This window comes from Micromonospora andamanensis (assembly GCF_016863495.1).
GTDB classification, from domain to species: domain Bacteria; phylum Actinomycetota; class Actinomycetes; order Mycobacteriales; family Micromonosporaceae; genus Micromonospora; species Micromonospora andamanensis.
The window spans coordinates 1-25,560 of sequence record NZ_BOOZ01000072.1 but is presented as its reverse complement, the minus strand read 5'-3'; the positions used below and the strand labels follow the sequence as shown (position 1 = coordinate 25,560).

Below are 25,560 nucleotides of genomic sequence, written 5' to 3'. Positions count from 1 at the left end.
CCCCCTGTACCAGAATGCATTCGTGGCGAGCCGGTGCCGACCCTGGCTGGACAGACTGTCGGGAAAACGCAGGGCCGGAACCTTGCCGCGTGGCTTGTCGGGCTGCGCGATGTACTGCAAACCGTTACAGAAGATGCGAATCGCTACCAACGCGCCGAGAGAGCCTGTGAAGAGGCAGACCCTCTCGATCGCCTGCCCGAACTCGCCGCTCGCGACGGATCCCGGCACCAGAAGGACGACGACATAGGGGAGAATCACCGGCACCATGAAGCCAACTAACGGCACCAGCAACAGCAGCAGCACACGCCTCCACGACTCGCGCGCAACCAGCCGGCGCAGAACCCCGGGCCCAGCCGCCGACAGGAGTAGCTCCCACCCGCCTCTCCGCAATCCGTGACGCCGGATCGGCTGAAACGCCTCGGACGACACGCATCTCCATTGCACCGCCCAGAGCAGCATGCCACCGAACGCCGACGCGACAACCATCCAGCCGACCACCAGAGCGATGATGCAGAGAAACAGAAGGGCCGCGATCACCGTCACATCGACCGTCATATCATGCGTGGACAACGCGGCAGCCCCCGCCAACGCCTAGCCGTTCGCTCGAACCTGTTCTGGGCTCACCGTTCCCACGGCGTCATCGAGATCGACGTGCACCTGTTTTTAGGTTCTCCTGGCCCCACTTCCTCGCGCGTCCTTGAGGTGGCCAGCGGGTCGAGTCGGCCGGCTGCATCCTCGCCGCGTGGCTTGATGGCAAGCTAACCCGCATCGCAGGCGCGACCACGCGCCGAGGACGGGTCGCTATCGGCCGGCTTCTCTTGGCTCGGGTGCGATCGGCGCCATTGGCGCCATCGTTGTTGGCGTACAAGTTCCGCTACGGAGCCAGGTACGGGCCGAAGTGCATGGGCCCGAACTCCCGAGAAGCACCGTGTCGATGGCTATCGACCCACCAGGCTCCGGGTCAACGCCTACTCCCAGTTACCGGCGCGTAGTCGGCCGGCGTTCGGCTTCCGGCGAGACCTGCACAGTCTGGGCGAGTGCGGCAGCGAGTCGCCTAGGTTCCGGCCTGCTCAGGGCTGACCAGGCGGTAGCGGCAGGTGGCCGGGACGGCGGTTGTCCTTTGACCGGACCATGTAGCATCGAGCGTACTGGCCGCGCGGTGGAGGGCCAGACGCAAGCTCGGTTGGCCCCGGATTCTGATGCGAGCGCGTACGGGTGTAGGGCACCTACTCCACCGGCCTTACCTAATCGGACGACGACCACCACAGAGTGGGTGACACTGCTGGCCGGGGCAGCATAGGAGTCACTCATGTCCAACTACGGACGCCGTAGCGGTGCTCGTATACGACGCTGCTACACCCGTGAACTACTCCCGACCGCCATGCAGGGCATCAGCCGGGACGGTCGGCTCGGTCTCGATGAATGCACGCCCGAGCAGCTCAAACTTCGGGTACTTCTCGCCCTTCATCTGTTCAATATGGGCGACGTCAGTGCGCTACACACGACGAGCGGCACCGTCGGCATTCTTTCGAACTATACGATTACCGTCTCACCACGCTACGATGACCTCGTCATGATCACGGATGTTCCAGGGAACATCACCAACTACCTGGCGCCCAAAGAATCGAGCGCTGCGATACCTGGTGTCCGCATGCTTGGCATCGACAGTAACGAGTTTCGGATGGTGCACCTGCCGACCGGCGCACGGCTAAGAGTCACACGTGATCCGGGGTGCCACCTCGGCGACCCTTACGAGCACCGTCGTGCATGGTGGGCACCCGATAAGGCGATGACCCCGCAGGAGATCGACAGCATAGCGACGATGCCGGTGCCGACCCCGGATGCCGCCGCGATGATCGCGGCCTTGGTGACAAGGTTCAACTGCGTCGACCCCGAGAAGAACTGGTCAGGCAGCTGGTACTCCGACCCGCTGGAGCGGAGTTCTCCCAAATCTTCACACGAGAGCGATAGACGCCAACTCACTGGTGGCGGCTCGCAGTGGCTGCTGCGATGGAACGGATATCCACTTGCCTACGACCTTGCCCAGATGATCTGCGATCCTGTATTCGGGTTGAGCGACACCGTAAGCCATGAAGGCGCAGCGGGAATCGACCTACGGCGCGGCGGCAGCACTCTACGTCTCCGACAGCTATAGGCGTTCCCGAAATCCAGGCGGGCGGACTTACCCGTAGAGTCCGCCCGCCGCCGGCAGGCCCTGGGTGTCGATGAGCCAGCGCTTGCTCTCCGCTTCGGCGCGGGTCTTCTCGTGCAGGCTCGCATCGTTGGCGAGTTGGTCGAAGTAGTCGCGTTCGCTCGGGCCGCCGAGGCCGAGGATCACCGGGATCGTCTCGATCGTCTGCCGCCACGGCAGGCGTGGGGTGGCCGTCTTGAGCAGGTCGAGTGCTCGTGCTCGCTCGGCCGGGTCCCACGTGTCGCGGGCGGTCCAGCCGAGCCACCTGAGCAGTTCCTCGACCGCGCCGTTGACGATGAAGGTCACCCACACCTGCCCGACCGCCTCGACGACCTCGCCGGGTGGCGTTGTCCAGGTGGCGTCGAGGATCTCCGCCACCAGGCTGTTCTGCTCCGCCCAGTCGCGTACGTTCTCGGGTGTCACGTCGGCGAGGGTGGGTAGGCACCGCTTGAGGGTCGCCTGGAGCAGGAACCAGTCGTCTTCGAAGAAGCTGTCGGGAAGCCCTCAGTCTGGGTCGTGGCCGTAGCGGGCGGCCGAGTCGACCTGGAACGCGAGACACGCCGCCAGCGCGGACAGGGCCGCCGTCCGCTGCTGCGGGTCGGGCGTGAGTTCCTTGACCGCCGTGTTCCGCCGTCCCGGGTCCGCCAACTGCCACGGAAGCGGGACGGCTGCCAAGAGTTCGGACGCCACCAGGGAACCAGGCACCGAGAGTCAACTCCGTTCGCCGAGGTAGGCGGTGTGCTCAGTGCTCATCGGCACGCCTCCTTGCGGTGGTACGGCGTTGGTAACGAGGGTGCTGATGTCGGTGTTCTGGTGTTTCCAGGCGACGCCGGGCAGGGCGCGGCGGGTGCCGTCGCGGCCGGTGAAGGCCACCCTGCGGTCCGGTGCGGTGGCGCGGCCGATGACGTCGAAGGTCAAGCCGCTGCGGGCGAACGCCCCCCGGCAGGCGTCGAGCCGGTCGGCGGGGACGGTGAAGGCCAACTGGAAGTCCGCCGACGCGCTCATCGCGAGGGTGACGTCATCGGAGCCGATGAGTTTGGCGACCGCGCTGACGGCCGGATGGATCGCGATGTCGTCCTCGGTGACGTCGAAGCCGACACCGCTGGCGGCGGCGAGTTGTTCGATCGTGGCCTTGAGCCCGTCGGAGGTGTCCTGGCAGGCGGTCGCGTAGCCGCCGGTGGAGAGCACCCGGCCTTCGGCCACCCGCGCGCGCGGCCGACGCCAACTGGTGAGCAGGTCGGATTCGATGCTGTCGGACAGGGTCCAGCCGTTGACGGCACGTTTGGGAAAATAGGCGACCGCCGCGCCCAGGATCCCGCACGGGCCGGTGACGCAGAGATAGTCGCCGGGCCGGGCTCCGCGTCGGGTGAGAGCGGTCCCGGTGTGGCAGACGCCGATGGCGGATCCGGAGAGCACGATCCGTTCGGCGTTGCCGATGTCGCCGCCGACATTGAGCGTGCCCCAGTCCGTGCATGCTTGGTGGATGCCGGCCATGATGTCGAGGAACGCGTCGTCGTCGAGGTCGTGCGGGTAGCGCACGACGGTGAGGACTCCGATGGGTGCGGCACCCATCGCGGCGATGTCGCTGAGGTTGGCGGCCACCACGTAGTAGCCGATGTCGAAGTTCGTCAGCAGACCCTGCTCGTACAGGACGAACTCGGCGCCGCGTACGTAGTCGGATCCGACGACGAGAGTGACCGGGCCGTCGAGGTCGTAGATCGCGCAGTCGTCGCGGGTGTCGGCGCCAGCGGTCAGGATGGCGTGCGGGCCGTCGCCGTCGCCGAGGACGGCCCCGGACTGGCCGGTGAGGAAGGCCCCGACGAGCTTCGCGACCCGGGTCGGTTCGTCGGACAAGGCGTGCGAGGTCATCGGTGTGCTCCCAAAGAGAGCACTGGCGTGATGGCGATCATGACGGAGACCGGCGCTGCCGTCAGTCGCGGTCGTCGTGTCGAGGCTGTCGTCTGCTGCGGAGTCACGGTGGTGTTCCTCGTCGTTGTTCCCGGTCGTGGTCATAGGAGTGGCCGTTCGGTGCTGTCGTGGCGGTAGGAGGGCGAAGGAGTCAGGCGTCCTTGTCGTTGGCCTGGATCGCGATCTCGTTGGGTTCGTTTTAGATGAGGCCGTTTCGTAGGGCGTAGGCGACGGCGTGGGTGCGGTTGCGCAGGTGGTAGCGGCCGGTGATGCCGTGGAGGACGTTCTTGATGGTGCGTGGGGAGTAGGAGAGTTGTGCCGCGATGTCGGCGATGGTGTGACCGTCGGCGGCGAGGCGCAGCACAGCGATCTCGCGGGGGTTGAGGCCGACGAATACCTGGCCGCGGGGGGCGAGGATGTCCCGCTGCACCGCACCGACATGAGTGAGGAGTTGGCCGAGCACGTCGGGCGGAAGGGTGCCGTGGCCGGCTGCGGCAGCGCGGATGGTGGTGATGAGCCGGTCGGGGGTGGCGTCGGTTCGGCGGACGATCCCGACGACGCCGTGTTCGACGGCGGCGACGAGTGCGGTGTCGTCGAGGTGGCCGGCGACGAGCACGATGCGGTGCTGGTGTGCCCGCAGGCGGCGGAGGGTGCGTAGCGTCTGCTCGTCCAGGCCGTCGCTGGTCACGACTGCCACGTCTGCCACGTCTGCGGTGTCGGTGTCGGTAAACAGGAGGAGCACCTCGGGGCGAGGGCGCAGTTGGCCGATCAGGCCGGCGTGCAGGATGGGGTCGCTGGCGTGCACGCTGATCCGGAGCCGAGGTGCAGGCGTGGTGAAGCCCTGTGCCTGCGGCCCTGTGGCCGCGGACTCGACGGGGGTGCGGTGGCGGGCGTTGCGGATTGCGCTGCTCGTCACGGCCGTGCCGGGTCGCCTGGGGTGGTGGGTAGCTTGCGGGGGTTGAGGTCGACGGCCACGGGTAGGTGGTCGCTGGCCGCGCGGGTGACAGGGGTGTCGATGACCGTGAGGGACCTGACCGCGGGGAGGACCGGGTCGGTGGCGTGGATGGTGTCGATGCGGCGGGCGATGCCTCGGGCGCTGTAGGGGCAGGTGGGCCAGTGCCCGGTGGTGGCTTTCCACGGGCTGCGGGAGGCAGCTGCCACGTCATGGAGTCCGCCGGCTTCCCAGACCAGGGCCGGTCGGCGATCGGCGCGGTGGCGTTGGCTCGGCTGGGTGGGTTCGTGGCATTGGTGGACCAGGTCGGGCCACCAGGGGCGGCCGGTGTAGGGGTCGGGGTCGTAGTCGGCGCCGTTGCTGCGGGCGGCACCGATGGAGTTGAAGTCGGAGCCGACCAAAACCAGTTCGTGAGGACGGGTCACGGCGGCCAGGACAGCTTCGGCCTGGTCGATACGCCGGTGCCGGCCGAACGCGGGCGCGTGGTAGGACGCGAACATGATCGGGCGGCCGTCGACCTGGAGGGCGAGCCGGACCATGGAGCCGTAGCCGATGCCGCGCCATCCGCCGTCGTGGTGGACGGCCGGACTGTAGGTCCGGAAGGTGTCCGGTAGCGCAACGAGGTCGGGACGCCAGAGCAAGGCCGTGTGCAGGGTGTGGTCGCCCACGGCGACGGCGTGAACCGTGCGGGCGGTCCCGTTCGTGGGCACGGTGCTGGTCAGGCCGGTGCGTTCGGCCAGCTCGGCGGCGAGACGGCCGGCGCTCGCGGGTGGGCTCTTGAGTTCCTGGACGGCGATGACGTCGGGGTCGAGGCTGCGAATGATATCGATGACCCGCTGTTGTCGGTTGGCTTCCTGGGCGTTGTTGGGGTGCAGGGTCAGGTCGAGCATGTTGTAGGTGACGAAACGCATTCGGGTGACCTCGTGGGTGTCAGTGGTCGGCATATCGCTGGCTCGCGTCGGTGTTGGTCGTGCTGGCGGCTTCTGGGCCGAGTGGTGCGCCGCCAGCGGCGGTCGGGGTGCTCAGGTGGTCGGGGCTGTGGGAGGTGTGTCGGGGTGCGGTGATGCCGAGGGCGCGGGCTGCCAGGCTGGTGGCGAGCGCGTAGGTGGTGACGGTGGCCGCCATGCCGACTGCCAGCGGCCACGGTGCTGCGGTGGCGTTGGTGGTGGAGTCGGTGGCTCCGGCGGCGACAGCCACGACGGCGATGAGGCCGTTCTGCGCGAGGTGGTAGCCCAGGGCGGCTTCGAGGCCGCCGGTGCGGACGGTGAGCCAGCCGAGCGTGACGCCGATGGTCAGCACACCGAGGGTGCCCCACCAGCCGCCGCCGATGCCGTGCAGCGCGGTGAAGATCACCGCCTGGATGCTGATCGCGGGCCATGGTGAGTGGAAGAAGCGGCCTACGGCTTGGAGGATGACGCCTCGGGTGACGTACTCCTCGGCGGCGACCTGGCCGACGAGGAAGGTGAGTGTGTAGTTGAGGATGGTGAGGTAGGGGCCGATGCCGATCCAGGTCGAGGTACGTGGTTCCGAGGGACCGGTGTCGGTGCCGGCAGCGGCGATGACGGCGGTGAGGGTGCCGAGGCAGAGCGCGAGGATGATGCAGGCCCCGGCGATGGCCAGGCACAGGGCCAGCCACCACCAGCGCAGCCGGCCGGTGACGCTGCTGAGCGTGCCGATCTTGCGTCGCTCGCCGTAGCGGACGATCAGCAGGGTTGTCGGGAGGATGCAGGCGATCGCGGCGAACGACAGGACCAACTCGGAGTAGGCGCCCAGCACGGGTAGCCCGTCCGGGGGCAGGCGTTCCATGATCAGGGCGACGGGTACCGGAGCGACCAGAGTGCCGATCAGCACCGCGAGCAGCGTCAGGAGTACCCGACGACGGGAGATGTGGTGCGTGAGCCGGTGGTAGGGGATGCCGGCCGACGGCATGGACGAGGACATGGGTGCGGAATCTCCAGGGTGCGATGAGCGGGCTGTGGCCGATGGGAACGAGGCCGACGAGCAGGACGTGGCGAGTGGGCGTTCAGCTGCGGGTACCGCCCGGTGGAACGCCGGTGGTGTCGGGCGTCGACGACGGGATGGTCATGACGAGGTGGCGTAGGACGCAGCGCACGCACGGCAGTGCCCGGTCCAGTCGGGTCTCCGCGACCCGGCGTCTGACATCGGCCGGGTAGGCAGGGTGGTGGGCTGGCCGGTGACGTGCAGCAACAGGATCGTCATGCCGATGATCGGCAGGTTGGCGAGCAAGGGACAGGGTGGCCTTTCGGGTAACGCTGGTCGCCGCAGGCAATCGTCAGCGGGGTGCTCGACGGTGGCGGGCTCGGGCGGTCGCGGTGACGGTCTCTACCGGAGGGCGGTGGCGGGCTCGGGCGGTACACCGTCTGCGTCGCTGTGGCCCCGCTGAAGGATGAGGACGGACGAGAACAAGCCCGGCCGGGGCCCGGCGATGCATTCCTGTGCGGCCAGCAACTCGCCCGTGGCCGGATCGATGACCAGCATGGTGGTCGAACGGTCGGCGACCACCCGGAAGCCGAGTCCGGCACGGCCGGCGAGGTCGGTGGTTTGCCCGCGGTATTCGATGCCGGGCACCGCCGCCAGGACGTGCAGGGTCGTCGCCCGCTCGTTCTGGTCGAGGTATTGGCTGGCGGCCAGGCCGACGACGCCCCAGGTGAGGATTCTCGGGTAGGCGGGTTCGGCCGCCAGCTCCGGCGGTGCCAGCAGCCCAGCCAGGGCGGCCGGGACGGTGGGCAACGGTGCGGGCAGGTACGGGTGCAGGTCGCCCCGGTAGCGGGTCGTGGTGGGCGGCGCCTGCGTGAACAGGGTCCGGTCCTCGGAGGTGGGCTGGTGGTCGACGCCGGGCACGTCGGGTGCGCGGCGGGTGACTTCGCGGCCGGAGCCGTCGGGATGCCGCCAGCGTCGTAGGTCTTCGCGGCGGATCGCGCCGCTGGTGCGGGTCCACCTCTGGAGGTGCAGGTATTCGTAGGACAGGTCGGTGGTGCTGTCGGCGGGGACCGGACCGATGCCGGCGGCGATGGTGGTGAGGCGTTGCTGCGGGGTGAGGCCGGGCGCGGTGGCCGCCGTGGCGGCGGGCTGCTGGCCGCCGAGCGTCGACGAGGGCGGCGCGTTCGCGGGAACGGCGGGTACGGCGTGGCAGCCGGCAAGCAGGACGCTGCCGAGAGCAGCGGCTACATGGCGGGCGGGTGCGGTCGAGCAGAGCATGGGTGTGCGGGGTTCCTTGCTGTGGATGGTGTGGTCCCCGGGGCTGCCGCGCTGTTGAGGCAGCCCCGGGACCGGGTGTGGTGGTGTGGTTTAGCCGGCCATCGTGGTGAGCGGGACCGGTCGGCCGGCGCGACGTAGGGGCCATAGCTGCGGACCGCCGTTGAGGCGCAGTGGTGTTCCTGCGTGGTAGCTCTGTCCGGTCAGGAAGTCCCGGACCATGCCCGTGGTGGTGACGGTGTCGATCGGATAGCCGAGTTGGTCGGCGCGCTGGTGGTGGTGGTGCGCGAGTAGCGCGCGACCGAGGCCCTTGCGGCGGGCTTGCGGGCGGACGTGTAGCCAGGCGAGCCAGTGGTGCGGAGCGCCGGACCGATACGGGCGGAGCAGGGTGTGGAGCTGCTGGAACCGGGGTAGGGCGCGGCCGGTGAAGGTGCTCAGGTGGTAGTCGGACAGCGGTGCCGCCCCCGCCGGCGGGTGGTGCTGCCACACGGCGACGGCGGTCATGTCGAGGGTGACGTCGACGTGTCCCCACTCCACGGCGTGGTCGATTTCCATGGCGAGGAGCCCGTGGTAGACGTGCTGCCGCTCGACCGGGTCGGGGACGAGCCATTGCGCGACGGGGTCGGTGGCGACGGCGTCGGTGAGTAGCGCGGCGATGGTGGCCACGTCGCCGGCCTGCGCCGGTCGGATCGGTGGTGCGATCACGGGGGCGGTGGTCACAGTGACCGCCGGCGTGGCCTGGTGTGCGGGAACGAGGTCCGGCTGCCGGTGCTGGTGGGGGCGCCGCGCCACATCCGCCAGATGACCGGGCCCTCGGTGGGTAGCACGATGGTGGGGCCTGCGGTGTAGCCGAGGCGGAGGTAGAGCCGCCGGTTACGCATGTTGCTGGCTTCCAGGTACGCCGGTAGGCCGAGGTCGTCGAGGCGACGGTGATGCTCGGCGAGCAGCGCGGCGCCGATGCCGCGGTTCTGGCGGGTGGGGTCGACGGCGAGGTAGGCGAGGTAGTGGTGCGGTTCGTCGGGTTGGAGGGCGTCGAACGTCGCCTCCAGCAGCACGAACTTCGGCGCGTAGGCACCGGCGATGCGTTCCAGCGTTCCCAGGCGCTCGTGGACGTCGGTGGGGGTGGGTTCGAGGCGGGGGTACCAGATGGCCACGGCCGTCTGGTCGGAGGTGGTGTGCACCTGCCCGTGTGCCAGGCCGTGGTGGAAGGCGTCGGTGAAGTAGCGGTGGTAGACGGTGCGTCGCTCGTCGGGGTCGGGGATCAGCCAGTCGGCGACGGGGCCTTCGTGGAACGCCTCGGCGAGCACACCGATCAGCGGCCCGGCGTCGGCCGTCGTGGCGGGGCGGACGAGCGGTCTGTTGTTCGTGATGGTCACGGCTTCTCCCTGGTCAGGCGGGTTGGCGGACGGCGTCGGGGGCGCGCAGTGGCCCGGTGTCGCTGTCCGCGCCCAAGCCCACCGCCGCGTACACGTCGGGATTGGTAGTGCGCAGGACCAGCGCCCACGCGATGCCTGCGAGTGCGGCGGCGGCGTAGGCGGCGGGGAACGCCCACCGCAGGGGCGAGTCCGGCTCCACGCCGAGGAGCGTGGCGAACTCCCGCAGGGTCACGGTGAGGATCCCGCCAAGCGCGACCGTCGCGATCCCCGGCGCGATCCGCGACCGCCATGACCCTTCGGCGTGGGTGATGCGGGCGAAGAAGCCGATGACGGCGGCGGAGGTGACCGTCATCAGGATCAGCACCCCGAGGCCGCCGGTGACGGTGATCCAGAAGAACAGGTGCACGATCGGATCCGCCCCCGCGAGCGCGTAGCCGACCAGGACCGCGAAGGCGAGCCCACTCTGCACGAGGGAACCGACCTTCGGCGCCCCGGTGCGGCGGCTGGTGCGGCCGAATACGGCCGGGAGCACCCGTTCGCGGCCGAGCGCGAACAGGTACCGGGCCACGGTGTGGTGAAAGGACAGCAGGGCCGCGAACAGCGAGGTGATGAACAGGACCCGGGCGACGGTGATGACACTGTCGGCCAGGTAGGGCGACACCAGGTTGAAGATGAGGTCGGTGCCGTCGGCGCGGGCGGCCTCCACGATGCGGTCCGGGCCGGTGGCCACCGACATCGCCCACGCGGACAGCCCGTAGAGCAGGCCGGTCACGGCCACGGCGATGTAGGTGGCACGGGCGATCGTGCGACGCGGATCCTTCGTCTCCTCGGAGAACACCACCGTGCCCTCAAAGCCCACGAACCCGGTGATCGCGGTGACCAGCGCCGCGCCGATCCCCGCGGCGAACACATGCGACGGGGCGAGAGTGTCGAAACTGACCGTCCCGTCGGCCGGGTGGGTCACCATGATGGCGTCAAACGTCAACGCGACGACGCATTCCGCGACCAGGACGACGGCGAGGACGCGGCCATTGAGGTCGATCCGCGCCACCCCGAGGACCGCGACGACAGCCCACACGGCGAGGGCACACGCCCACCAGGTGAGCTGCCAGCCGTAGCGGTCGTTGAGGAACTGCGCGGTGACCGCGCCGGCCCCGCCGTACAGACCGATCTGCATCGCGTTGTAGGCGACCAGCGCGACCATCGCCGCACCGACACCGGCCGGGCGGCCAAGGCCACGCGCGACGTACGTGTAGAACGCGCCAGCGTTGACGATCCGCCGGGACATGGCCACGTAGCCGACCGCGAACAGCGCCAGCACGGCCGCGACCAGCAGGTAGGACACGGGGATGCCGGTGACGCCGGTGACCGCGTACCCGGTGGTCGCGCCGCCCGCGACGACGGTGAGGGGTGCGGCGGCGGCGATGACGAAGAACACCACCGAGGGGATACCGAGCCGTCCACGGGCCAGCACGGCGGACACAGTGTCGGGTTTCGAGTGAGACATCGGTTCTCTCTCAGCCAGGGAGGGATGGGTGGGGGTTTGGCCGCACTCAGGTGGTGCGGTGGCTCAGCACGGCACCGCCGACGACGGCACCGAGATCGGCAAGGAGGTCGCGCAGCGGAACAGGTGCCTGCTCGACCTGCTCGCGCAGGAACGCGCGGGCGGCCAGGGGTGCACCGTCGAGCAGGATCGGATCGAGCTGGGTGTGCAGCGCCAGCCCTGCCAGGGCCACGTCGAAGGCGTTTAGCCGCTGGTAGTTGCGCAGCTGGTAGGACAGGCGGGCCCACGACCAGGCGGCGGTGTTCATATCCGTGGGGATGTAGATGATGCGGCGTCGCAGCCGGCCGACCTGCTGCTGGCGCAGCATTCCGCGCTGCCACATCCGGTCGGCCACCTGCTCGTAGGCGGTAGTGGCGAGGAACGCCAACCACGTCCGCGTCGCGGTGTGACGCGGCTCGGCCACCAGCCGGTCGAGCACGAGGTGTTGCAGCCAGTCCTTCGGCGGCGACGGATCGGTCACCCGCACGTGCCGGCCCTCGAACGTGATCCGCCTTTCCCAACACAGCTCGGCCAACAACGCGGCGGCCAGGCCGTGCGCCGTCGCGGACTCGAACAGACGCGAGCGGCCGCTCTGGTCGTCGTGCGCCAGGTAGAAGAACTCGTCAGCAAGACGCATGGGCGCGGCGGCGGCGCTGGCGACGGCGCGTACCGGCCGAGCCGGTTCTACCGGTGCCCGGTGCTCGTGCAGGTGTGGGGCGTAATCGCCGCCGGGAGGTGTGGTGTTCACCGCGGCTGGCCTTCCTCGGTCGATGGGTCAGAGGGCGCGGGAAGCCCGAGCTGTCGAAGGAGCTTTCGGCCGCCGGGGTGGCGGCCGAGTTCCTCGATCGCCCAGGCGTGTTGCCCGCACCTGCCGTCCTTGCACTGGAAGCAGGTGCCACCGTTGTGCTGAAGCGCCGTGATGCGCGCCGACTCGAAGCGATCAACGGCACGATCGCTGTCGTCGGTGCCGGTCACGACGCGGCAAGCTGGCGGTGCAGCGCGGCCACCTTGACCCGCACCTCCATACACGGCGGATGCCGATCGACGTGCGGGTAGCCGCATTCGGGACGGTGACCGAGCACCCAGACCCACTCGTCGCTGCGGTACGGCAGGTCGCGGACGCCTGTGACGGCGACGGCCACGGGCGTACCGGGGGTCAGGTCACGGCCGTAGGACCAGTCGTTCGCATCGAGTTGGAGCAGGGTGCCCGGAGGGACGTCGGGGAGAGGCTGCGGACTGCGGTTCACGGCCGTGTCCTTCCACGCCCTCGACGTCGATGAGGGTCGTAGTCCAAGGCGGGACGACTCAGATTTGCTCTACTCGGCTGGACCGGAGCGAGAGCACCATGGGGCAATGCGGGTTTGGCACCGTGGTCGTGAAGCGTCGATCCGCCACATCCGGCGTAGCGCCTGGCCGCACCTTCGCACTGGATGCCGAAGGGCCTGAACGGGTGCTCACCGTCAGCGGGAACGAACCACTTGACGCGCACTGCCATCACCTTCCTGTGTGAGATGCGTGGCCGGGGCCTTCCCTGGCACCGGCCACGCACCCCGACCAATGGGATGCCGAGACCGCCCCGAATGGGGAAGCAGGGCGATCCCTGTGCCCGCCTTGCGGACGAGACTCGTTCCCACGCCGCGTGGGCTCGGGGCAGACGGCGACTCTGGGCATGTAGGGTCAGACGCACCTCGCGGCACTCGCCACACCCACACGATCGCTACCTGCCTAGACGGGCCAATGCCGATCGACGGCAGCGGCCTCGAATCGACGCATCGCTTGTTGTGCGTCCACCTTCACGGACAGTCCCCGAGGCTGGGAATCCCGTTCTAATCCCGGATCCAACGTGGCTTCTAGTGCCAAGACCGGCCGTGACCAGCATGGGAGCCGCGCATGGGCGTGACCTGACCAGTAACTACGCCAAAACCCGGGGTTACGCTCTGCGCCACTGACGGGACACAAGCACCTGTCGGATGGGGTCACGCCCGGAGGTGTTTCATGATCAGTCCACTGGTGCGCCGCCGTCGACTTGCCGCCGAACTCCAGCAGTTGCGCACGGAGCACGGCTACACGTCGGCCCGGCTCGCATCGGAAATTGGGGTGCCGCGGCAGCGCATCAGCCGCCTGGAGAACGGCCACGTCGCGCCTGACCTCGATGAGTTCAGGCAGATACTGGTTCTGTTCCGTGTGCGAGAACCTCGCAGCAGCAAACTGCTGGCAATCGCGCAAGACGCCCAAGAGCGCGGGTGGTGGGCCAAGTCCGCCGATGGGATGGGCACCCGGCAGGCCCTGTACGCGAACCTGGAAGCCGGCGCGAGCGTCATCAACGAGTACCACATGGCGTTCCTGCCCGGACTACTCCAGATCCCGCCGTACACCGAGGCCAGAATCCGGCTGGACCCACAGGACGGGAGAGCCTTCAACCCCGCCTCGTCCCTCGACGCCCGAGCCCGCCGACAGCGAATCCTGGACCGCCCAGGTGGTCCGTCCTACGAGGTTGTCATCGACGAACTGGCAATCCGTAGGCTCGCAGCACCACCAGACATCGTCGCCGACCAACTCGACCACCTGGTCCACGAAGGCCACCGCCGTAACGCACTGACAATCCACGTCTTGCCAGTTGCGGCACGGATCCCGCAGCACGCGGTGCCTCGGTCCGCCTTCAGTACCTACCGGTACCCGGACCCCCACGACCCCATCGTGGTGGCGGTCGACACCGCCACCGACGACCTCGTCCTAACCCACGAGGCCGACGTCCGCCGATACCTTGACCTCTACGAGAAGATTAGGCGTGCAGCGCTGTCGCCAGCCGACAGCCTTGATTTCCTCGCCGCTGCGGCCGAGGAGAGCCGGAAGGAGTTCGGGAATGAATGACAGTCCGTTCCATCGCTGGCGGAAGTCCACCCGTAGCAGTGGTGGCGACAACTGCGTCGAGGTAGCCGTCGCCGATCGGATCGTAGGTGTCCGCGACTCCAAAGATCCTGCGGGCGGGATCCTCGCCTTTGACTGCGACGCCTGGACAAGATTTGTGAGTGACATCCAGATGCGCGACCTGAGCGAATGATGCTCTAGCGATGAGGTACATACAGAGTGGGCCAAGCGCCGAAAGAATGGTCTGGGCCTTCCAGGATCAGCCCGCGCGGGGCCGGCGCAGCCCTTGTGAGGGCGGAATGGCGCGGCAGGGTGCGATGACCAAACAGAAAAAAGACAGAAAGCCGAACCAGAAGCTGATTGCGATGCGGCTTAGCAGGCTGTCGCCGTCAGGGTCGGGCCGCCCGCTGTCCCGAGAAGAGCTTGCCGATGCCTGCAACCGAATTCTCGAACGCATCTATGAGAGGCAGGAGAGGAAGCGCAGGTGGGCAGGCTTCAACGCGTCATACATCGGTGGTCTTGAGCTAGGGGAGCCGGCGTGGCCTAACGCTGATTACCGAGCCGCGCTCCGTGAGTTTTTCGGATCTACCGACACCGAACTCGGTTTCTACATCGACCGCCCTGACCGGGCGCCAGAAATCGGCGCGAACCCCCTGGCGGTCGAGCCCTCGGAGCACATACTTCACCAGGGCTCGATGAGGGCCGGCGGCGATATCGGGGCAATACTAACAGCCACTGATCAGGTTCGACGCAGGATCGAGGACTTCCTGGACAGGGATGCCACCTTTGCGGGCAAGGTAAGTAGACTTCAGAACGGTGTCGATATCCACGCCCAGGACGTACTGACCGTTCCGCCGCTAGAAATGGTGTCCCGAATTGGCTTGGACATCCTCGACACTCTGAACGTGCTTCAGCTACCTGGCATGGCGCGGACCCGGGAACTGCACGCCGTGCTCGCAAAACTCGCCGTGCTCACCGCAGACGAGATGAACGTCGTGGGCAACGTCCACGCCGCTCGCGCCTGGTACGCGACGGCAATGGCGGCCGCAGACAGGTCAGAGGTTTCCGAGCTTCGCGCTGATGTTTGCGCCCTGTCGGCGATGATGCCCCTCTACCACGGAAACCCGGCCGAGGCTGTCCGCCTGACTCAGCGCGCACGGCAGCTGGCGGGTGGAAACAAGTGCCTGGCCAATCCCCTGGCACCGATGCTCGAAGCTCTTGCGCGGGCGTCGCAGGGTGACCGACGACGCGCCAAAGACGCATTGTCTGACGCCCTCCGAAGCTACGACAACGCGAGCGATGACGTTCGCAGCGAAACGGCCTTCGGTCTATCGCTACGGCGCAGGTTGTTCTATGAAGGTCGAATCCTTACTAAGATTAGTGACTACCATTCGGCTGGGGCTGTGCACCAGCAAGCGCTGGAGCTCTACCCCGAAGATGTAGTGGGCGATAGAACGATTATCAAACTTGATTCAGCTGCCGCCCTCTTCGCACGTGCCGATCCGGAGCACGGTGCAGAAGTTGTCAGCACCGCTCTCCGTGCTCTGCCGAACGGCCATCAAGCCTCGATATTCGCGGCTATCGCGTCCGAGGCCATCGGAAAGGCCGGAGAGAATACGCGGGCGTTGCCGGCTGTGCGATCGTGTCTTGAGTTTGTCAACGACCTTGGACGTCAGAGTCGCGCCAGTTCAGGCGGGCAAGGTAGTGGCAGGTGATCATTGACCGGGCGCGAGGTATCGCTCGACTGCATCTACCTTTTCCGCTAGTGCGTTCTCGGCGGCGGGGCGGTAATCAATCTTGATGACAGTGCTGACTCTCGGTGCCCGCGATGCCACTGCCTCCACCGCCTTCCTCACTACGCCTAGCACCTCGTCCAGAGTGTCCCCCTCGACGAGCGTGAACATGGCGTTGGTTTGGTTCGGTAGACCTGATGCGCGGACGACTCGAACAGCCTCCGCGACGATCTCGCCAACATCCTCGCCGACGCCAAGAGGGGTGACAGAAAATGCCACAAGAGCGGACATAGCGAACGACCTCCCAGGATTCAGGGGAACCAGGGCACCTAGCCTATCTGTGGCAACGTACCCACGAGGTCAACCAAGATCATGTACTCCGTCCCTTCCGGTACGCGTCATGTCGCCGCGTACCCTCTTGCCGCGTCCATCGCGCTCCCGTCTAGCGTTCGCACTAATCTGGCCCAACTCTGGAAGCGCAGAAGGGATACACCAGTGGCTGACTCGGCTGGCGCGATCTGGCGCAAGAGCACCCGCAGCGGCAACGGGGGAAACTGCGTCGAGGTGGCGACGAACCTGCTCGACCGTGAAGACGCTGTCCTCGTCCGCGACAGCAAGAACCCCAGGGGCGGCAACCTCGCCGTCACTGCTAGGAGTTGGGCGGCCTTCACCGACGCCGTTCGGGAGGGTGCTCTCGGCCTGTAACCGAAGGGCAAGGCGAAGCCATCGGAACGCTCTCCAGGCGGTAGCCGGCGTCGCGCACGCCAGCTACCGCCTGGCGCGGCATTGGCCCGGAGATGTCGCCCCCCCCCGCAGGCGACGGGCGGCAGCGCGACGAGTCCACTGTGCGACAGGTCACCAGCCTCCCGCCATGTCCGTCAAACTCCCGTCCTGATGCCTCGTTGACCGGCCGGCGCTGACTGCCACAGTGGGGTGCCGGGGAGGAAGACCTTGGTTGCTGGTGTGGGTGCGGTCACCACAGCCTGAGGTCTTCCAGAATTGTGGCGGCTCGGGGCATGACAGGTGTTGGTTTCCCGGTCGACGGGTCGTTGAGGGAGACGTGCCGGTCGAGGCGGATCAGGTCACGCCAGGTGAGGACTTGGGGCAAGGAGCTGGTGACGGCTTGGCCGCGGGTGCCGCGTAGTCGGCCGCTGTCTCGTAGGTCGTCGAGGTGGATGCCTCCGGCGAGGAGATCCGCTGCGATCTTGGGTCCGATGCCGCGGACGCCGGGGATGTTGTCTGAGGGGTCGCCCGTGAGTGCGCGATAGTCGGGCCACTGCGCGGGGGTGACGCGGTGGCGGGCGTGGACGTCCTCGGCGGTGATGCGGCGTCGGGCGGGTGTAAGGATGGTGACGCTCGCAGCGGCGAGTTGAAGTAGATCACGGTCACCGGAGTAGCAGGTGACGGCGCGATTGCTGGCTCGTGCGGTGCGGGTCAGGGTGGCGAGGACGTCGTCGCCTTCGTGGTCGTCGAGTTCGAGCCAGGCGATTCCGGCGGCGTCCAGGCCGTCCTTGACCATTCGTAGGGATTTGATCGGCGTGTGATCGGCGTCGGCGCGGGTGGCTTTGTAGCTGGAATCGTGGTCGCGGCGGGAGGCTGCGGCGTTCTCGCCGTCGAAGACCACGACGATCTCATGGTCTGCTGCCACTTCCAGGTGGGTTTTGCGCAGGATGGCGAGGAACCCGAACACGCCGGTGAGGTCCCGGCTGCGGTCGCGGGAGGTGATGCGCCGGTCGGAGAATCCCCACCAGGAGCGGTAGAGCAGGTGGTGGCCGTCGACGGCAAGTAATGGTGTCACAGGTGATTCCCCTCCGGTGGGCACGGCAGACGGTCGCCGGTAACCGAGGCGGGACGGGTGCCCATCGCACCTACAGAGGACATGGACAGGGGCAGAGCTTACCTGCTGCGACAGTCGATGTTTCTTGAACCAATTGGAAACGGCGTTTCGACCCCTGGTGATCGGGCCGGCAGGCTCTAGGCTGGCGGGTATGTCACCCCGACGTGGATCAACTACGCGCTCAACCGCAGCCCGGAAGGCGAGAGAGCCCCGGAGCCCATTGCCGCCGTCCGAAGTGGTGCTCTTTGAGGCGGCCGAACTGGAGCCTGAGTCGGAACTGGAGGGCAGGGCGTTCTACAGCCTGAGCCTGGCCGGGCAGGATGCGGACTCGATGACGTTTGCGCAGTGCCGATTCCGCGGAGCGGATCTATCCGGCTGCCGTTTGGACCAGGTGACGATGACGGACTGCCTGGTGACGGACTCTAGTTGGGCGAACCTGCGCGCCGATGGAGGCAGCATGACTCGGGTTCGGCTTGCCCAGTGCAGGATGACGGGCGTGACCTGGGCTGATGGCCTGGTGCGGGATGTCACCATCACGGAGTGTCGTGCCGATTTGTCGGCATGGCGGATGACGAAGTTTGATGCGGTTAGCTTCGTGGAATGCAATCTCAGTGGTGCCGACTTTACCAATGCTGACCTGAGCGGGGCAGTGTTTCGGGATTGCGACCTGACCGGTGCGGTATTCCATCATGCGTCAATGGAAGGGGCGCGGTTTCGCGGCTGCAACTTGGCGGGAGTGGGCGATGTTTCCAACTGGAAGGGAGCGATTGTTCACCATACCGACTTGATGAGTCTGTCGTATGGGCTTGCGCGGGCGGCCGGTATTCACATTGAGGATGAGGACCGATGAGGACGGGTAGGCGCACAACGGCGTCCCGGAGGGCTGTCACCAGCGCTGACTGGCCGGACCCGGAAACGGCTTCCGACGGTGCAACCCGGTTTGTGGGGTTGCGATATGAGGGGGCCGCGATTCGGGAGGTTGACCTCTGCGAGGCGACGCTTGAGGACTGTGTGTTCGAGTCGTGCACGTTCACCGCGGTGCGGTTCAACTGCGCGAGGCTCATCGGGTCGACGTTTAAGGATTGCCGGTTCGCTGGCTGCAACTGGTGGGATGCGTCGCTGACGGACTGCACGCTGACCGCGTCGGCGTTCGACCGGTGTGACCTGTCCGGTCTGGAAGTGGAGGGCGGGGACTGGTCGGATGTCGAGATGCTGGGCGCTGACCTGGGTACCGCCGAGTTCAACCGGGTGGGGATGCGCGGGGCGAACCTGAGCGGTGCCCGATGTCAGGGTGTCGTGCTGCGGGATGTGGACTTGTCCGGTGCGAGCCTGCGGGAGGCGGACTTCACCCGCGCCGACCTGCGCGGAAGTGTCCTGACCGCTTTCGACCCGCGTGAGGTGGAGCTGCGGGAGGCGATCATCACCGCTGATCAGGCGGTGGATATTGCGATGAGCCTCAGAATGTCGGTGCGTGCTTCGTGACGAGGTACGGGCCGAGTTGAAGGTAGGCCAGGTCGGAGCGCTGGAGCACGGTGACGGCGTCGACGGCGGTGCGGGCGATGGGGTGGCCGTGCAGGTTCAGCGAGGTGTTGAGCAGCACGGCCCGGCCAGTCCGGGTGTGGTAGGCGTGCAGGATCGCGGCGAGACCGGTGGGACTGCTGTCGTCGACGATCTGGGGTCGGCAGCTCAGGTCTGCGGGGTGGATCGCGGCGATCATGTCGGTGGCGGCGTCGGGTTGGGTGTCGAAGCCGAGCATCATGTGAGGGCTGCGTAGCCGGCGGGGGTTGCGGATGTAGCGGTGCTGGTGGCTGCGGAGGATCGCGGGTGCGAACGGCATCCAGAAGTCCCGCTGCTTGATGAGCTGGTTCAGGCGGCGGGGTACGTCGGCGTCGGCCGGGTTGGCGAGGATGGAGCGATTGCCGAGGGCGCGGGCACCGTACTCCATGCGGCCGGCGCAGCGGGCCACGATCTGCCCGTCGGCTAAGAGCCCGGCCACCACGTCCTCGATGCGGTCGGGCTCGTGCAGGTGCAGACCGGTGCCGGCGACCGCTTGCCGGGCCTCGTCGGGGGTGATGTCGTCACCGAGGTAGCAATCGGCCAGCGGCTGCACGCGGTGGTGGCCGTGGATGGCGGCGAGTCGGTGGTAGAGGGCGCCCAGCGGGAGACTTTCGTCGCCGCAGGACGGGAACGCGGCGAACGTGTCCACGCAGTCCAGGACGGCGATGCGCTGGTTGACCTTGATGTTCATGAACACGCCGCCACCGGCGAGCACGTCTCGGATACCAGTGGTGGCGACGGCGTTGCGCGCCCATCGGGTGAGCAGGTCTTCGGTGAACAGTTGCAGGCCGGCGAAGAGGTCGTCGAAGCGCCGGCCCCGCAGGCGTTGCTCGATGTCGGGCCAGGCCCGCTCGATGCTGACGGTGGTGCAGCGGTGCAGCCGAAGTCCGGTGGGGTCGAGGCCGAGGTAGGTGTGCAGGATGTCGGCGACCTGCCGGGCCCGGTCGGGGCGGGCGTAGGGGGCCATGCCCATGAGCTTGTACTCGTCCTCATGCGGCGTGAATCCGGCGGCGTGGGTGAACCAGAACCACAGCAGGCCGACGGAATTGCGCATGTCGGTGCGAGCGATCTCGGTGCGTTGGCCGGCTGCCCAGGTGGAGATGGTCGCGCAGGCGCCGTCACCGAACCCGTCGCAGGTCAGCACGAGGTAGGGGCGGTCGGGGTCGGTGCGTAGCCCGTAGTACGCGGCGGCGGCGTGCGCGGTGTGATGGTCGACGTAGGTGACGCGGGCGGCGGTGAGGCCGCCCTGGCGCAGCATCTCGTTGACCCGTTGCGGCAGCGTGCCGGGCGCTGCGGATGCCAGCGCTGCCTCCGTGTCCGCAAGGGCCGGATGCTGGTGGAAGCCGGCGAGCCGGGACAGCCATTCGTCGCGGGGGCAGTGGTCGACGGGTCCGGAGCGGCTGCCGTAGACGACCTCGGTGACATCGCCGGAATCGGCGCCGACCGCGCGCAGGCACGCGGCGACGGCCTGGTGCGGGAAGCCCATGTAGCCCTTGATCCCGGTGAGCCGCTCCTCCTGCACGCAGTGCGTGAGGTGCCCGTCGACGGCGATGGCGGCGGTGGCGTTGGCGCCGCCGTGGATGCCGAGCAGCAGTTCACCCATGGCAGGCGGCCTCCCGGTTGACGGTGTCGGTGAGCCAGTTCCACTCGGCGATCTTGAGTTCGGCGAGCCGCTCCAGGCTGCCGGGGTCGGCTTCGTGCAGGCCCGCGAGTACCGGCGCCGCAGTGGTGGCGAACCACTCGGTCAGGGCGTCGGCCACGGCGGCGGCGGTCGGGTCCGCAATGGTGAACGCGCGGTGGAACGGTGCGGTGATGAGCAGCTTGTCCGCGGCGATCTGCCGTTCGATGACCGTGCCGGGGATGACTTCCAGGCGGCTGCGGGCCATGAAGTGCGGGATCCGGTGGCGGCCGAAGCGGTCCAGGGCGTCCAACTCGGCGCGGAGCCCGTCGAGGGTCTGCCAGGGATGCCACAGGATGTAGCTGGCCACGGTCGTAACTCCGGCATCGTCGGCGGCGGCCACCACCTCCCGCAGATGCGTGAGGTCCTGACGTTTGCCGTAGACGCGGTGCAGGGTGTCCGGGTTGAACGACTCCACGCCGACGAGCATGGTGCGGACCCCGGCATCGGCCAGCACGCCAACGATGTCAGGGTCGAGGGTTTCCGCGCGCACGCTGATCGCGAACGTGAGCGTGCCCGCGAGGCCCACCGCCCTCAGGCCGTCGCGCAGGTCGGTGGCGCGGCGGGCGCACTCTCGGCGGGTGCCGCCGAAGTCGGAGTCCGAGAACGCGAACGTCGTCGCCCCGATGGCCTGATGCAGGTGAGTGATGTCGTCGACAACCTGAGCCATGGGCATATCCCGCCAGCCGCCGCCAGGCAGGTCAGCGTTGTAGGCGCAGAACGTGCAGCGGGACCGGCACCCCCGGCTCGCGGCCACCGACACCACCGAGTCGACGCCGTAGGGCAGGTCGGCGGGAGTGAGCGACCGCAGCGACATGTAGACCGCCAGGTGCGCTCGCAGATGCGTGAGGAGCCCCGCGACGAACGGGTCTGCCGCGACGGTGGTGGGCCCGGCGACGACATGGTCCACCGCGCCGTGCGCCAACAGCTCCCCGGCGGCGGACACCGCCAGAGGTCCGAAGCCGATGACGGTCAGCCGAGGATGGCGCAGGCGCGCGGCTACCAGCTCGTCGGCGATGCGCCGCAGCCGGGGCCCGTACGCGTCCGAGGTGAACAGGTGCACCACGAGCACATCGAACCCGGCGGCATCGGCAAGGGTGTCAGCCAGCGTCGCGGCGGGCCGCCCCCGGTAGTAGGCATCCAGGAGGACGCTGTCGTAGCCGGCGGTGCGCAGGGACGCCTGCACCGCGAGGGCGTCACCGTCGACGTGGCGCTGCTTGAACCCGGACTCGTACAGCGTCGGAGCCCACACCAGCACCCTCGCGTGGTCGGGATCGGTCACCGCGGGCATGGCACCTCGCATCGCCGACACGGGGTGGTCGGCTCACCACGGAACTGTTCCCACACCGCCGCGCTGAACCACATGGTGTCCAGGTCGTCGGTGAGGAGGTTCCCGACCCGAAGGGACCGGTTCTCCACACCGAAGATGCACGGATAGACATCGCCGAGCTGGTCGACGGCGAAACCGATGCTGCCGCTACCGCACCCCTGGGCCGGACTGATCGTTTCGATCTCCACGTCGTACGCCTCGGCCAGGCGCTGGCACTGCGGCAGCAGCACGCCCAGAATCGTGGCGTCGTCCAACGTCACCGCCGGGTTGGACCGCCCGACCGGCTTCTGCGGGAAGAACTTGAACCGACGTACCCCCACGCCGCCCCCGACCTGCACCACCTGTTCCAGCTCGCCCAGGTTGACGTGGTTGACCACCGTGTTGATGACGACCTCGGTGAACTCGCCGAGGACACGGATACCCGCAAGGGTCTTCGGCCAGGAGCCAGGCGCGCCCCGGATCATCTCGTGGGTGGCGGCCTGGCCGCCGTCCAGCGACACCTGCACCGGAGACACCCCCAACTCGCGCAGCCGCTCCAGCCGGCCGGCGTTGAGCACCGTGGCGTTGGTCGACACCCCGAAGCCCAACCCCCGGCCGATGATGTCGGCCGCCAAGTCGAAGAATCCCGGCAGGAGCAGGCTCTCCCCACCAGTGATGTAGATGTCCGGCACGCCATAGTCGTCGAGCCGACGGATGATCTCGTGCCACTGCTCCAGCGGCAGGAGGAACGGGTCCGCTTTCGGACCGCCGGAGCAGTAGCAGTGCAAGCATTTCTGGTTGCAGACGGTGAATGGTTGCAGGTGCACCCAGAACGGCTTGAGCACCGCCGTCCGGGGTCGGGCCGCCTCGGCTGCGTCCGCGACCGCATGAACCCGCGCACCCGTCACCGGCTCGACCGGTACGCCGTCGACTGGTGTGAGAACACCCGCGGAGTGCAGGTCGCCGACGATGGTGGTCCACCGGGCCTGGTCGAGGCCGAACCGGTCGCCGAGGGCGGCTTGTGCCTGCGGCGGGAACTGCGGGGACAGCGGCTCGCGAGCCAGCAGTGTGACCATGGCCGCTGCGCTCGGCAACTCCACGAAGCGGCGGGGTTGGGTGGTGGTCCAGGCGAGGGCGCCGAAGTGCTCATGGCGGAACCGCATGTCCGCCATCCGCAGCGCCGGGGGAAGTGACATCATAGGGTGCCTTCCAGACTGGGGCTGCCGGCCCACGGTCGGGGGTCCATGGGCCGGCAGCCGTCTCGATCCGCTCCGATCAGAAGCGGGGCGGATCTACCGCGCGGACGTCACGGTGGGGATACCGCCGCCACCCTGGGCGATGGTGCCGCTGTACGTCTTGCATCCCAGCGCGAGCGTCGCCTCCGACACGGACGAGAATTGCCGGATCTGGTCGGAGCCGCCGGTGGTCGGGGTGGCCGCGGTAGCCGTGGACGAGGTGTTGGGAACCATCGATCTGCCTTCCTACGAGGATTGCAACGACGAAAGTCACTACACCCCGCCCACCCCACGGCGCGTAACCCTACGATGGGGGCACCACTACGGGGGGTCACGCATGCTGGGGCTGTCGGGGGTATAGTCCATCGATCGGCCTGCGCGTCCTTTGAGGAGCCCCGTGGATCCCTCGGCGTCAGCTCGAATGCTTCCCCGTCGGCTGCTCCGCGATCCCGTCGTGGTGCAAGCCCTACGCGACCGCAACTTCCATGTGGTCTTTGCTGCCGCGAAGGCGGCAGGACTGAGCTGGAACGCGATGGCCGCCGCAACCGGGCTGAAGGCCGAACGGATCAGCCTCGTTGCCCGAGGCGAAGCGCGGATCACCGGCATCGATACCATCGAACGGATCGCGGATGGATTGCGCATCCCCGGTTCCATGGTGGGCTTGGCCGCGCGATCCTGGGAGAGCGACGCTCCTGTCGCACCGCAGCCCGCGAGGGAGGATGAATCAATGCATCGACGAAACCTTTTGCGTTCCGCCCTCGCCGCCGGACTGACCGCCGCCCCGCTCACCGAGCTGGCTGACGTACTGGCCAAAGCCGACAACGCCCTGGCCGTCACCGGCCCCGCTGATCTCGCCCGGCTGGAATCCGCCACCGAACAACACAGCTACGGCTACGCGGGCCGCGTGCCCACCGACGTCCTTGCCGACCTGGTCGCCGACGTCACCGACGTGATTCCCCTGCTGCAACGCCCGCAACCCGCCGTCACCCGCGTCGCGCTGACCCGAATCATGGGCCAGCTCGGTGGCATGACCGCCGTCGTCCTGCACGACCTCGGCAACCAGCGCGAGGCACACGCATGGTTCGCCACCGCCGCCCGCTCCGCTGAGGAGTCCGGCGACCGGCAGCTCCACGCCTGGATCCTCGCCCGCAAGGCGATGCTGCCGCTGAACTTCGGCGCACCGCACGCCGCAGCCGAACTCGCCGAGCAGGCCCGCCACATCGCTGGCCCGCGAGCTACCGCCGCCGTCACCCTCGCCGCCGCCGTCTCCGGCCGCGCCTACGCTCTCGCCGGACGCCGCGACGAAGCCGCAGCGGCCCTACGCGACGCCGACCGCCTCGCCGACATGCTGCCCGAGGCCGAACGCGCGGACACCTGGTTCGGGCACTGCGAACAGAAGCACCACGTCCACCTCTCCCACGCCCTGACCGCCCTCGGCGAGACGGACCGAGCACGGGAAAGCCAAGCCCACGCCCTCGCGCTTTCCGCCCCCACCAGCACGCTGACCCGCACCCTGCTTCGCCTCGACGCGGCGGCCTGCCAACACCGCGATGGCCACACCCTCGACGCCTGCCACGCCGCCGCCGCAGCCCTGAACGGTATCCCCGCCCGCTACCGCACCGGCCTGACACACCGCCGTGCCGTTGATCTCTACCGCAGCATCCCCGCCAATCTCCGCTCCAGGCCAACCGCACGCGCCCTCGCAGAGGTGCTTGCGGCGTAGCTGGCGGGCCACCTGCGTGTTGAGCTTTCACGACGGGGTGGTGATGAGGTGCCTGCCTGAGGCCCGTGTGTCCCCCGGTGCCAGGTCGTTCTGTTCGTCAGAGTACTCGGGTGGGAGAGCAACGCCGAGGAGGTTGGCCTGCGCACGCAGACGGCCGCTTGTTGCGGCGTGCCGTACATCGCGAATCTGCTTGACGCCCCAGCCGTAGCGTCTCCTGGCCTCCTCCTCGAAGCCGAGGCTGATTGGTCCAGTGTCCAGTCCGTCCTTCCGCATGCTGATCCAGCACGTCACCCAGCGTGCGCAGGCATCGGCAGTCTGCGGCACCTTGACCTCGCGAGTGTCGCCGCTCGGCTCCGCAGAGGATGCGTCAGGCGTCTTCGAGGGCGCGGCGCGTCGTGTATTCGGGTGCGGTCGGGGGTGGCCGGGCCTAAGGC

The 25,560-nt window shown here is 68.1% G+C and carries 28 protein-coding genes; 8 read left to right on the top strand and 20 right to left on the bottom strand.

Features of this window, described 5'->3' with window-relative positions:
• Positions 1-555, bottom strand: a 555-nt coding sequence (locus Van01_RS31275; protein WP_204015285.1) for a hypothetical protein, incomplete at its 3' end; no start/stop codon positions are given.
• 754 nt (positions 556-1,309) lie between these two features.
• On the opposite strand from Van01_RS31275, the gene Van01_RS31270 reads away from it, so the two are divergent.
• Positions 1,310-2,155 carry a hypothetical protein gene (locus Van01_RS31270; RefSeq protein ID WP_204015283.1) on the top strand — a complete coding sequence of 282 codons (846 nt, stop codon included), beginning with the start codon at positions 1,310-1,312 and terminating at the stop codon, positions 2,153-2,155.
• A gap of 27 nt (positions 2,156-2,182) precedes the next feature.
• Here the strand turns inward: Van01_RS31270 and Van01_RS31265 are convergent, their stop codons facing one another.
• The 13 genes from Van01_RS31265 to Van01_RS31205 form a co-directional block, all read right to left on the bottom strand.
• Positions 2,183-2,614: a hypothetical protein gene (locus Van01_RS31265; RefSeq protein WP_204015281.1), complete on the bottom strand. Its 432-nt coding sequence runs from the start codon at positions 2,612-2,614 to the stop codon at positions 2,183-2,185.
• 81 nt (positions 2,615-2,695) lie between these two features.
• A complete protein-coding gene (locus Van01_RS31260; protein ID WP_204015279.1) occupies positions 2,696-2,881 on the bottom strand; it encodes a hypothetical protein in 186 nt (61 codons plus the stop codon).
• 21 nt (positions 2,882-2,902) lie between these two features.
• Complete coding sequence (thiL, locus tag Van01_RS31255; RefSeq protein WP_204015277.1) at positions 2,903-4,060, bottom strand: thiamine-phosphate kinase; 1,158 nt, start codon at positions 4,058-4,060, stop codon at positions 2,903-2,905.
• Between the two features lie 238 nt (positions 4,061-4,298).
• The gene (locus tag Van01_RS31250) at positions 4,299-5,015 is read right to left on the bottom strand and encodes a helix-turn-helix transcriptional regulator (protein ID WP_239099406.1); all 717 of its coding nucleotides are present in this window, start codon (positions 5,013-5,015) and stop codon (positions 4,299-4,301) included.
• Complete coding sequence (locus tag Van01_RS31245; RefSeq protein WP_204015275.1) at positions 5,012-5,962, bottom strand: endonuclease/exonuclease/phosphatase family protein; 951 nt, start codon at positions 5,960-5,962, stop codon at positions 5,012-5,014. Before Van01_RS31245 ends, Van01_RS31250 begins: the two co-directional genes overlap by 4 nt.
• A 19-nt stretch (positions 5,963-5,981) precedes the next feature.
• Entirely contained in the window at positions 5,982-6,992 is a 1,011-nt protein-coding gene (locus Van01_RS31240) for a CPBP family intramembrane glutamic endopeptidase (RefSeq protein ID WP_204015273.1), read from the bottom strand.
• Between the two features lie 402 nt (positions 6,993-7,394).
• On the bottom strand, positions 7,395-8,270 hold the full coding sequence (locus Van01_RS31235) for a hypothetical protein (RefSeq protein ID WP_239099405.1): 876 nt from the start codon (positions 8,268-8,270) through the stop codon (positions 7,395-7,397).
• Between the two features lie 90 nt (positions 8,271-8,360).
• The gene (locus Van01_RS31230; RefSeq protein ID WP_204015270.1) at positions 8,361-8,972 is read right to left on the bottom strand and encodes a GNAT family N-acetyltransferase; all 612 of its coding nucleotides are present in this window, start codon (positions 8,970-8,972) and stop codon (positions 8,361-8,363) included.
• 11 nt (positions 8,973-8,983) lie between these two features.
• The gene (locus tag Van01_RS31225; protein ID WP_204015268.1) at positions 8,984-9,643 is read right to left on the bottom strand and encodes a GNAT family N-acetyltransferase; all 660 of its coding nucleotides are present in this window, start codon (positions 9,641-9,643) and stop codon (positions 8,984-8,986) included.
• Between the two features lie 13 nt (positions 9,644-9,656).
• On the bottom strand, positions 9,657-11,150 hold the full coding sequence (locus Van01_RS31220; protein ID WP_204015266.1) for an APC family permease: 1,494 nt from the start codon (positions 11,148-11,150) through the stop codon (positions 9,657-9,659).
• 46 nt (positions 11,151-11,196) lie between these two features.
• Positions 11,197-11,934 (bottom strand): GOLPH3/VPS74 family protein, encoded by a 738-nt coding sequence (locus Van01_RS31215; protein ID WP_204015265.1) that lies wholly within the window; start codon positions 11,932-11,934, stop codon positions 11,197-11,199.
• Positions 11,931-12,161, bottom strand: coding sequence for a hypothetical protein (locus Van01_RS31210; RefSeq protein ID WP_204015264.1), 231 nt, complete (start codon positions 12,159-12,161; stop codon positions 11,931-11,933). The genes Van01_RS31215 and Van01_RS31210 overlap by 4 nt, the downstream gene beginning before the upstream one ends.
• A complete protein-coding gene (locus Van01_RS31205; RefSeq protein WP_204015263.1) occupies positions 12,158-12,433 on the bottom strand; it encodes a hypothetical protein in 276 nt (91 codons plus the stop codon). The genes Van01_RS31210 and Van01_RS31205 overlap by 4 nt, the downstream gene beginning before the upstream one ends.
• Before the next feature lie 748 nt (positions 12,434-13,181).
• Here Van01_RS31205 and Van01_RS31200 point away from each other — a divergent pair.
• The 3 genes from Van01_RS31200 to Van01_RS31190 all read left to right on the top strand — a co-directional run bounded on the left by Van01_RS31200 (position 13,182) and on the right by Van01_RS31190 (position 15,769).
• Positions 13,182-14,057: a helix-turn-helix domain-containing protein gene (locus Van01_RS31200; RefSeq protein ID WP_204015262.1), complete on the top strand. Its 876-nt coding sequence runs from the start codon at positions 13,182-13,184 to the stop codon at positions 14,055-14,057.
• Complete coding sequence (locus Van01_RS31195) at positions 14,050-14,247, top strand: DUF397 domain-containing protein (protein WP_204015261.1); 198 nt, start codon at positions 14,050-14,052, stop codon at positions 14,245-14,247. Before Van01_RS31200 ends, Van01_RS31195 begins: the two co-directional genes overlap by 8 nt.
• 124 nt (positions 14,248-14,371) lie before the next feature.
• Complete coding sequence (locus tag Van01_RS31190) at positions 14,372-15,769, top strand: tetratricopeptide repeat protein (RefSeq protein ID WP_204015259.1); 1,398 nt, start codon at positions 14,372-14,374, stop codon at positions 15,767-15,769.
• On the opposite strand, the gene Van01_RS31185 is transcribed toward Van01_RS31190, so the two are convergent.
• Positions 15,770-16,078 carry an MTH1187 family thiamine-binding protein gene (locus tag Van01_RS31185; RefSeq protein WP_204015257.1) on the bottom strand — a complete coding sequence of 103 codons (309 nt, stop codon included), beginning with the start codon at positions 16,076-16,078 and terminating at the stop codon, positions 15,770-15,772. It lies immediately after the preceding gene.
• A 204-nt stretch (positions 16,079-16,282) separates the two neighbouring features.
• On the opposite strand from Van01_RS31185, the gene Van01_RS31180 reads away from it, so the two are divergent.
• Positions 16,283-16,492 carry a DUF397 domain-containing protein gene (locus Van01_RS31180; protein ID WP_204015255.1) on the top strand — a complete coding sequence of 70 codons (210 nt, stop codon included), beginning with the start codon at positions 16,283-16,285 and terminating at the stop codon, positions 16,490-16,492.
• A gap of 268 nt (positions 16,493-16,760) precedes the next feature.
• On the opposite strand, the gene Van01_RS31175 is transcribed toward Van01_RS31180, so the two are convergent.
• Positions 16,761-17,585, bottom strand: coding sequence for a 5'-3' exonuclease (locus tag Van01_RS31175; RefSeq protein ID WP_239099404.1), 825 nt, complete (start codon positions 17,583-17,585; stop codon positions 16,761-16,763).
• Between the two features lie 190 nt (positions 17,586-17,775).
• On the opposite strand from Van01_RS31175, the gene Van01_RS31170 reads away from it, so the two are divergent.
• Together Van01_RS31170 and Van01_RS31165 are read left to right on the top strand one after the other, a co-directional pair.
• Positions 17,776-18,474 (top strand): pentapeptide repeat-containing protein, encoded by a 699-nt coding sequence (locus Van01_RS31170; protein WP_204015249.1) that lies wholly within the window; start codon positions 17,776-17,778, stop codon positions 18,472-18,474.
• On the top strand, positions 18,471-19,106 hold the full coding sequence (locus Van01_RS31165; protein ID WP_275410423.1) for a pentapeptide repeat-containing protein: 636 nt from the start codon (positions 18,471-18,473) through the stop codon (positions 19,104-19,106). The genes Van01_RS31170 and Van01_RS31165 overlap by 4 nt, the downstream gene beginning before the upstream one ends.
• Here the strand turns inward: Van01_RS31165 and Van01_RS31160 are convergent.
• The 4 genes from Van01_RS31160 to Van01_RS31145 form a co-directional block, all read right to left on the bottom strand.
• Complete coding sequence (locus Van01_RS31160) at positions 19,081-20,784, bottom strand: carbamoyltransferase C-terminal domain-containing protein (RefSeq protein ID WP_204015243.1); 1,704 nt, start codon at positions 20,782-20,784, stop codon at positions 19,081-19,083. The genes Van01_RS31165 and Van01_RS31160 overlap by 26 nt on opposite strands.
• Positions 20,777-22,141 (bottom strand): B12-binding domain-containing radical SAM protein, encoded by a 1,365-nt coding sequence (locus Van01_RS31155; RefSeq protein ID WP_204015240.1) that lies wholly within the window; start codon positions 22,139-22,141, stop codon positions 20,777-20,779. The genes Van01_RS31160 and Van01_RS31155 overlap by 8 nt, the downstream gene beginning before the upstream one ends.
• Positions 22,138-23,367, bottom strand: coding sequence for a radical SAM/SPASM domain-containing protein (locus tag Van01_RS31150; RefSeq protein ID WP_204015237.1), 1,230 nt, complete (start codon positions 23,365-23,367; stop codon positions 22,138-22,140). The genes Van01_RS31155 and Van01_RS31150 overlap by 4 nt, the downstream gene beginning before the upstream one ends.
• 93 nt (positions 23,368-23,460) lie before the next feature.
• On the bottom strand, positions 23,461-23,637 hold the full coding sequence (locus tag Van01_RS31145; protein WP_204015235.1) for a hypothetical protein: 177 nt from the start codon (positions 23,635-23,637) through the stop codon (positions 23,461-23,463).
• Between the two features lie 187 nt (positions 23,638-23,824).
• Between Van01_RS31145 and Van01_RS31140 the strand changes: the two genes are divergently transcribed.
• Entirely contained in the window at positions 23,825-25,126 is a 1,302-nt protein-coding gene (locus Van01_RS31140; RefSeq protein WP_505745412.1) for an NsdA family TPR-like regulatory protein, read from the top strand.
• Positions 25,127-25,560 lie beyond the last annotated feature (434 nt).

What these genes read in the sequence shown, in the direction of transcription:
- Van01_RS31140 (WP_505745412.1), top strand. Translation starts at nt 23,825, where the DNA reads ATGCTTCCCCGTCGGCTGCTCCGCGATCCCGTCGTGGTGCAAGCCCTA.
- Van01_RS31220 (WP_204015266.1), bottom strand. Translation starts at nt 11,150, where the DNA reads ATGTCTCACTCGAAACCCGACACTGTGTCCGCCGTGCTGGCCCGTGGA.
- Van01_RS31145 (WP_204015235.1), bottom strand. Translation starts at nt 23,637, where the DNA reads ATGGTTCCCAACACCTCGTCCACGGCTACCGCGGCCACCCCGACCACC.
- Van01_RS31195 (WP_204015261.1), top strand. Translation starts at nt 14,050, where the DNA reads ATGAATGACAGTCCGTTCCATCGCTGGCGGAAGTCCACCCGTAGCAGT.
- Van01_RS31270 (WP_204015283.1), top strand. Translation starts at nt 1,310, where the DNA reads ATGTCCAACTACGGACGCCGTAGCGGTGCTCGTATACGACGCTGCTAC.
- Van01_RS31245 (WP_204015275.1), bottom strand. Translation starts at nt 5,962, where the DNA reads ATGCGTTTCGTCACCTACAACATGCTCGACCTGACCCTGCACCCCAAC.
- thiL (WP_204015277.1), bottom strand. Translation starts at nt 4,060, where the DNA reads ATGACCTCGCACGCCTTGTCCGACGAACCGACCCGGGTCGCGAAGCTC.
- Van01_RS31200 (WP_204015262.1), top strand. Translation starts at nt 13,182, where the DNA reads ATGATCAGTCCACTGGTGCGCCGCCGTCGACTTGCCGCCGAACTCCAG.
- Van01_RS31190 (WP_204015259.1), top strand. Translation starts at nt 14,372, where the DNA reads ATGACCAAACAGAAAAAAGACAGAAAGCCGAACCAGAAGCTGATTGCG.
- Van01_RS31240 (WP_204015273.1), bottom strand. Translation starts at nt 6,992, where the DNA reads ATGTCCTCGTCCATGCCGTCGGCCGGCATCCCCTACCACCGGCTCACG.
- Van01_RS31235 (WP_239099405.1), bottom strand. Translation starts at nt 8,270, where the DNA reads ATGCTCTGCTCGACCGCACCCGCCCGCCATGTAGCCGCTGCTCTCGGC.
- Van01_RS31160 (WP_204015243.1), bottom strand. Translation starts at nt 20,784, where the DNA reads ATGGGTGAACTGCTGCTCGGCATCCACGGCGGCGCCAACGCCACCGCC.
- Van01_RS31185 (WP_204015257.1), bottom strand. Translation starts at nt 16,078, where the DNA reads ATGTCCGCTCTTGTGGCATTTTCTGTCACCCCTCTTGGCGTCGGCGAG.
- Van01_RS31165 (WP_275410423.1), top strand. Translation starts at nt 18,471, where the DNA reads ATGAGGACGGGTAGGCGCACAACGGCGTCCCGGAGGGCTGTCACCAGC.
- Van01_RS31170 (WP_204015249.1), top strand. Translation starts at nt 17,776, where the DNA reads ATGTCACCCCGACGTGGATCAACTACGCGCTCAACCGCAGCCCGGAAG.
- Van01_RS31150 (WP_204015237.1), bottom strand. Translation starts at nt 23,367, where the DNA reads ATGATGTCACTTCCCCCGGCGCTGCGGATGGCGGACATGCGGTTCCGC.